The organism is Leifsonia sp. GW821-FHT13C05 (genome assembly GCF_058806515.1).
Map to the genome: position 1 here is coordinate 1,204 of NZ_JBXAPT010000012.1, position 4,969 is coordinate 6,172.

Here is a 4,969-nt window from a genome sequence, read left to right on the forward strand (position 1 = left end):
AAGGAGGCCGAGCGCCCGGGAGTGGAGCGCGCTGTTGCGGTCGCCGAGTGCATCGAGGTCGGCGACCCGGTGCAGCAGGTACCAGTTGCTGGTGCCGAGGTGGCGGGCCACCTTCTCGTCTTCCACCCGGTCTGCGAGGCCGTCACCGCCGGAGACATCGTTGAGAAGTTCGACGGCGGCTTCCTCGTGGATGATGACCCGAGCCTGCCGGTTGGCGCCGAGCGAGGAGCGGCGGATCCAATTCGCTGTCGCGAGACGGGCGAGAGCCTGTGCTTCGGGGGATGCGCCCTTCAGCGCAGAGGTGTCGACGACCATCATCGGGGCGTCCGCGTCGAAGCGGACCGTGGATGGGCCGTCGAAGAACCCGGTGAGGTCGCCGGATACCATCCGTCGCAGCGAGTGCGCGAGCCGGTGTCCGGCGTCGGCGACCTCAGCGGGCTGGTCCGTGTCGGGGTCGACGAGGCGGTTATAGACGTGGGTGATGGTGACCGTCGACTGGCCGCGGAGCGCGTCGAGCGCGACGTCAAGCGCGGTGTGTTCGACCGGTTCTAGGTTTCCGCCTTCGCGGAGCCGGCGGATGATCGTTTTGACCGTGGCGCGGCGATACTGGAGTACGTTTTGGTTCCAGTCCTCATCGGAAAACGTCGCGTCCCGCGGACCCTCGTCGAGCAGGTTGATGCGGGCGGCTTTGCCGGGGCCAACGCTGATGGAGGTGCCGCCGACATACTCGGCGACCCGCACCCATTCGCCGTTCGGGTCGTGGGGTACGGCGACCTTGCGACCCAGCCGTGCCAGGCGGGAGGACCAGGACTTGGCAAGCATCGACTTGCCGGTGCCTTTGACGCCGAGGATGGCGACCGAGTGCGAGCGGACAGCCTCGGCCGAGTAGGCGTCCCAGGGATCGAAGCAGAACGGGGCTCGGGAGAGTTCGTTCTCGCCGATGTACGCACCGGTCAGGATGTCGCCCGTCTCCGCCAGGAACGGATATGCACCACCGAGGACCTTGGAACTGCAGCGGTGTGCTGGCGGGGTGGCGCGCAGTGGGCCGCGCAGATTGCGCGGCTGCTTCCACCCCCACGCCGGCATCTTCGACGCCGGCAACTCCGTCGACTCCAGCTTCCAACTCGAACCCTTGCCGGCGGATTCCGGCTGGCGGTTGCGGCCGTTGGCCCCAGGCTTCTCATCAGCTGGGATGCGGCCGATGACGGTATTGGGCTTCATCTCACTCCCCCTCTAACGGCACTGGCAGAGCGCCGGTGACGAACCCGGCCGCCTGCTGCCCCGACATCGACGCCAACACCAGCCGAGCCGGGTGTGACGCCTGCTCGATATCCGTGCGCGCCTTGGACAGGGCATCCTTCGATTCGGCGGAGACGGTCACGAACCCGCGGTACTGCACATCACCGAACCCATCGACCAGATCGTGCTCCCGCACAGCAAGGTCCTCTTCCTCGCGGAGGTGTGTGAGCGGAATTCGGGAGGAGAGTTTCATCCGGATGGTGGCTGACGTTTCCATGTCGGACTGGGCGCGGTTCAGCTGGGCGAGCGCCTTATGCGTCGCCACCGGGCGAACCTGCAGCGTGATAACCCGGGTCGCATCTCCGGCGTAAAGCAGCGGCTCCAGAAACCCAGTGCGGACGTCGGTGCGCGGCCACTCGGCCACCCAGAAGGTCTGATGCCAGGACTGGTCCACCCGCATCGTGTCCCAGCCCTCATCGATCCCCATCACCGGCGGTGCAGGGTGCGCCTCCGTCGCGGCGCCTTGCTCGCGTCGGGTCGCCGCCGAAACGGGGTCGGCGGAGAGCGCCAGGAGTTCGTCGAGGTCGTCCGAGGTGAGCCAACCGGCTGGGGTCAATCGGGCGTGTTCCATCGACGCCTCGATGCCGGCGACCCGTTCCTTCAGCACAGCAGCGAGACCGGTCAGGCCCTTGCCCGCGTCGCGGATCGCCGCGTTCAGAATGCCGGTGTCGAAAGTGAGAGTGACGAAATTCGTGAACCCCATCGACCGCTTGGACGCGGTCTGGGTCAGATCCCAATACTGCTGACGCAGCTCGGGGCTGACCTGCGGAGCATGTTCGCTCTCGCGAGCCAACAGGTAGTCGCGCAACTCGTTCGACGACGCGCGGTCGACCCGGATACGGATGGCGGTCTCCCGGACGCCGGGCAGGCTTTCCAGCGAGCTGAGCCATTCGACGAAGCCGTCGTAGGCGGCTTCTTGGGTGCCTTTGTCGCGTAGCGCCCATGCTCGGGATCCGACCCGGACGGTGACGGAGGCGAGGCGGCCGCGGGCGTTGTAAATGAACGCGCCGGCGCCGGGGATCTGTACGACCTGCACGTCGCCGAGCGCACCCGGCAGCAGAAACTTCGAGGTCACTGTCGGTGTGACGGCTTCGATCTGGGCGTGGCCGACCTTCAAGGACGCCATGGTGACTCGCAGCCAGACGTCGCGGCGGAACACTGTCTGTCCGGCGATGCTCCGGTAGGCGTACCGGGCGGCCTGCGCGGCGATGATGAGGACGGGTTCGCGCCGGTATGTGGCGAGGGCGAAGAAGGCGATGAGGGCGACGATTGGCAGCATCACCCAGATCGCGTTGGCATTGATGAACAGGGTCGCGAGCAGAATGGCGATAGCTCCGCCCACCACAACCAGTTGCAGGAACGTCAGCCCGAGGAAGATCCCCCGGCGCTCACGCGCGGCGAACCGGACGCGGGGTGCGCCCTCGTCGCTGATCAATTGGTCGGCGATAAACGTGGTCATGAGCTATCTCCCAACCTTGATGACCCGAGCAGCCGACCGGACGGGTGCTGCGGCGGTGTTGACGCGTGAGAACTGGTCGCGCATTGAGAACCGGTGATGAAGCGCCGTGCCGACCTCGGCTCCCGCGAACGAGACGAGCTTGGTGGCCCAGAGCGGGCTGAACGAGGCGGCGATCACCGCGCCGGCGGCGACCAGGATGACGCCGATGCTCAAGCTGGCCTTGGTCAGCTCCACCGCGAGTAAGACGACGCCCGCTGCGAGCGGTTTAGCGATCAGCAGCCCGACGGTGAGGTTCATCCACCGTTGCGCCCACGCGGTCAGCTTGGGCTGGCCGATCATCATCAGGCCGACCGGAGCCATTGCAGCCAAAGCCAGCAGACCGAACTCGCGGATGGACATGGCGATGAACAGGAACAGCGACGCGACCATCATCAGGCCGACCACGAGAAGCGCCATCACATATTCACCCACCGAGGCAGGTCCCTGCGCTCCTTCCGACACCATGGTGAAGATGACGCCACCCTGGGTGAACTGGGAGTTATGCATGACGGCGTTGGGGGCCTGCTTCGAAACATCGAGGATGCCGATCACGCGCAGCAGCCCCTTGCTGAGGTCGCCGCCTTGAACGGTAGTGGTGAGGCTGGACGTGATGGCGTCGGTGACACCGGACGCCTTCTGCATCCCCCACACGCAGATCGCGGAGAACGGGATGGCGAGCGCAGCGCCGGCGGCGGTGCGGCCGATCCGGTGCCAATCCTGCAAGATCATTGCAATCCCGATCTGGACAAGCGCGACGATCAGGATGACCGGTGCGGTGACGGCGACCCAGAACAGGAATTGGGAGTGGGCGATGTTCCAGCTGCCCTGGTCAATGCTGGTGTTGAATGCCCCGGCGATCATGGTGGCGATGAAGTCGCCGAGATTGCGGATGGTGGAAGCCATGAACCGGGCCACCGTTTGTGAGGCTTGGCAACTGAAGTCGGAGAGGAAGCAGCCGTAGTTCGGCGAGAACGGATCGGGCGGCGCGGAGAGAACCAACATGACGCTCACGCCACCTTCAGCGACTGACCCCAGTTGATCAGTCCGGCGATGCCCCCTGCGACGGCGACGCCGGCGATGCAGCTGACCAGCCCGACCATGCCCATCTTCTGCACCCGGCCATTGCTGGAGATGTGGCCGACCACGATGAATCCGGCGGCGATGAGTCCCCCGATCACAGCGAGCGAGAGCACGATGGCGAACACGACGTTCGCGATCGACTGGAGCGCGGAAACGCCAGGGCCGGAGAAGTCCGGTGACGGGTTGGCCACTGTCAGAACGGTGATCGCGCGGGAGTGCACGGTCACCAGGGCCTCGTTGAGTGCGTTCATGATTCGGTATTCCTTTCCGGGGTGTCTGTGTTCAAAGTGGGTTCGCTCATCTCAGCCATCCGTTTGGCGGTCAGCAGTCCGCTGCCGGCGATGCCGAGCAATGCGATTCCGACGATCAGCAGCAGACCGAGCAGATTGAGCAGGAGGTCCATGAGGTTCACTCCCCGCTCGCGTTCGCGGCGGCGTTCGGTAGTGGAACGATCAGGTGCAGCGGCTGTCCCTCGGAGGGGACGTCCACGGTGAGCAGGAGGCGGTCGACGCCGGCCGGGAGGTACCAGGCGGCGGCGAAGGAGCGTTCCTTGTCGTTCGGTACTGTCCAGTCGGTCTTGCTACCGAAGAGGCCGGTGGGGAGCCAGGGCAGTCCCGCGGCTTTCGCGGCAGCGGGTCCGTCAGCGGTGTCGAGGACGGCCGGTTCGGGGCGCCCATCGAATTGGGTTCCCTTCAACGTGGTGCCGGTGACGATCTGGTAGGTCTGATTGCCCTGCGAAGGCTTCCATTCCCCGGTCATCGTCAGCTTCATGAACACCACGGGGGTCCCGGCAGGGAAAAGCTCCTGGTTCGAATCCGGGACGGTGCACCGGCAGCCGTGCTTCGACTTGAAGGTGCGGCCAGGGAAGACCTGGACGTAGACGGTGTCCACGATGCCGTCCGCAGCCGGTACTGCAGCGTGCGACGTAGTCGGCGTCGGCTTGGCCGGCGCAACGGTCGTGAATGACGGGTTTCGGGTGGGCCCCGTGGAGACGCAGCCGACCAGCGCCAGGCATGGCAGGAGTGCCCCGATTGCGATCAGCTTCTTGTTCATCTCAAGTCACCTCGGTTCTCGTCTGCGCCTTCACCTACA

The 4,969-nt window shown here is 65.7% G+C and carries 6 protein-coding genes; all 6 read right to left on the reverse strand.

Annotated features, from left to right (window positions below; translation table 11 throughout):
• Positions 1-1,221: putative type IV secretion/conjugal transfer ATPase (locus AC1ROC_RS20155; protein WP_493001962.1), on the reverse strand; the 1,221-nt coding region annotated here is incomplete at its 3' end.
• 1 nt (position 1,222) lies between these two features.
• The gene (locus tag AC1ROC_RS20160) at positions 1,223-2,758 is read right to left on the reverse strand and encodes an SCO6880 family protein (protein ID WP_168688740.1); all 1,536 of its coding nucleotides are present in this window, start codon (positions 2,756-2,758) and stop codon (positions 1,223-1,225) included.
• 3 nt (positions 2,759-2,761) lie between these two features.
• Positions 2,762-3,808, reverse strand: coding sequence for a hypothetical protein (locus AC1ROC_RS20165; RefSeq protein WP_493001963.1), 1,047 nt, complete (start codon positions 3,806-3,808; stop codon positions 2,762-2,764).
• Entirely contained in the window at positions 3,805-4,128 is a 324-nt protein-coding gene (locus tag AC1ROC_RS20170) for a hypothetical protein (RefSeq protein ID WP_085369601.1), read from the reverse strand. Before AC1ROC_RS20170 ends, AC1ROC_RS20165 begins: the two co-directional genes overlap by 4 nt.
• Positions 4,125-4,280, reverse strand: a complete 156-nt coding sequence (locus tag AC1ROC_RS20175) for a hypothetical protein (RefSeq protein ID WP_168688738.1) — start codon at positions 4,278-4,280, stop codon at positions 4,125-4,127. The genes AC1ROC_RS20170 and AC1ROC_RS20175 overlap by 4 nt, the downstream gene beginning before the upstream one ends.
• Positions 4,281-4,285: 5 nt before the next feature.
• Entirely contained in the window at positions 4,286-4,930 is a 645-nt protein-coding gene (locus tag AC1ROC_RS20180; RefSeq protein ID WP_168688737.1) for a hypothetical protein, read from the reverse strand.
• Positions 4,931-4,969: the final 39 nt, after the last annotated feature.

Coding starts and splice junctions, on each gene's coding strand:
- AC1ROC_RS20160 (WP_168688740.1), bottom strand. CDS start 2,758: ATGACCACGTTTATCGCCGACCAATTGATCAGCGACGAGGGCGCACCC.
- AC1ROC_RS20170 (WP_085369601.1), bottom strand. CDS start 4,128: ATGAACGCACTCAACGAGGCCCTGGTGACCGTGCACTCCCGCGCGATC.
- AC1ROC_RS20175 (WP_168688738.1), bottom strand. CDS start 4,280: ATGGACCTCCTGCTCAATCTGCTCGGTCTGCTGCTGATCGTCGGAATC.
- AC1ROC_RS20180 (WP_168688737.1), bottom strand. CDS start 4,930: ATGAACAAGAAGCTGATCGCAATCGGGGCACTCCTGCCATGCCTGGCG.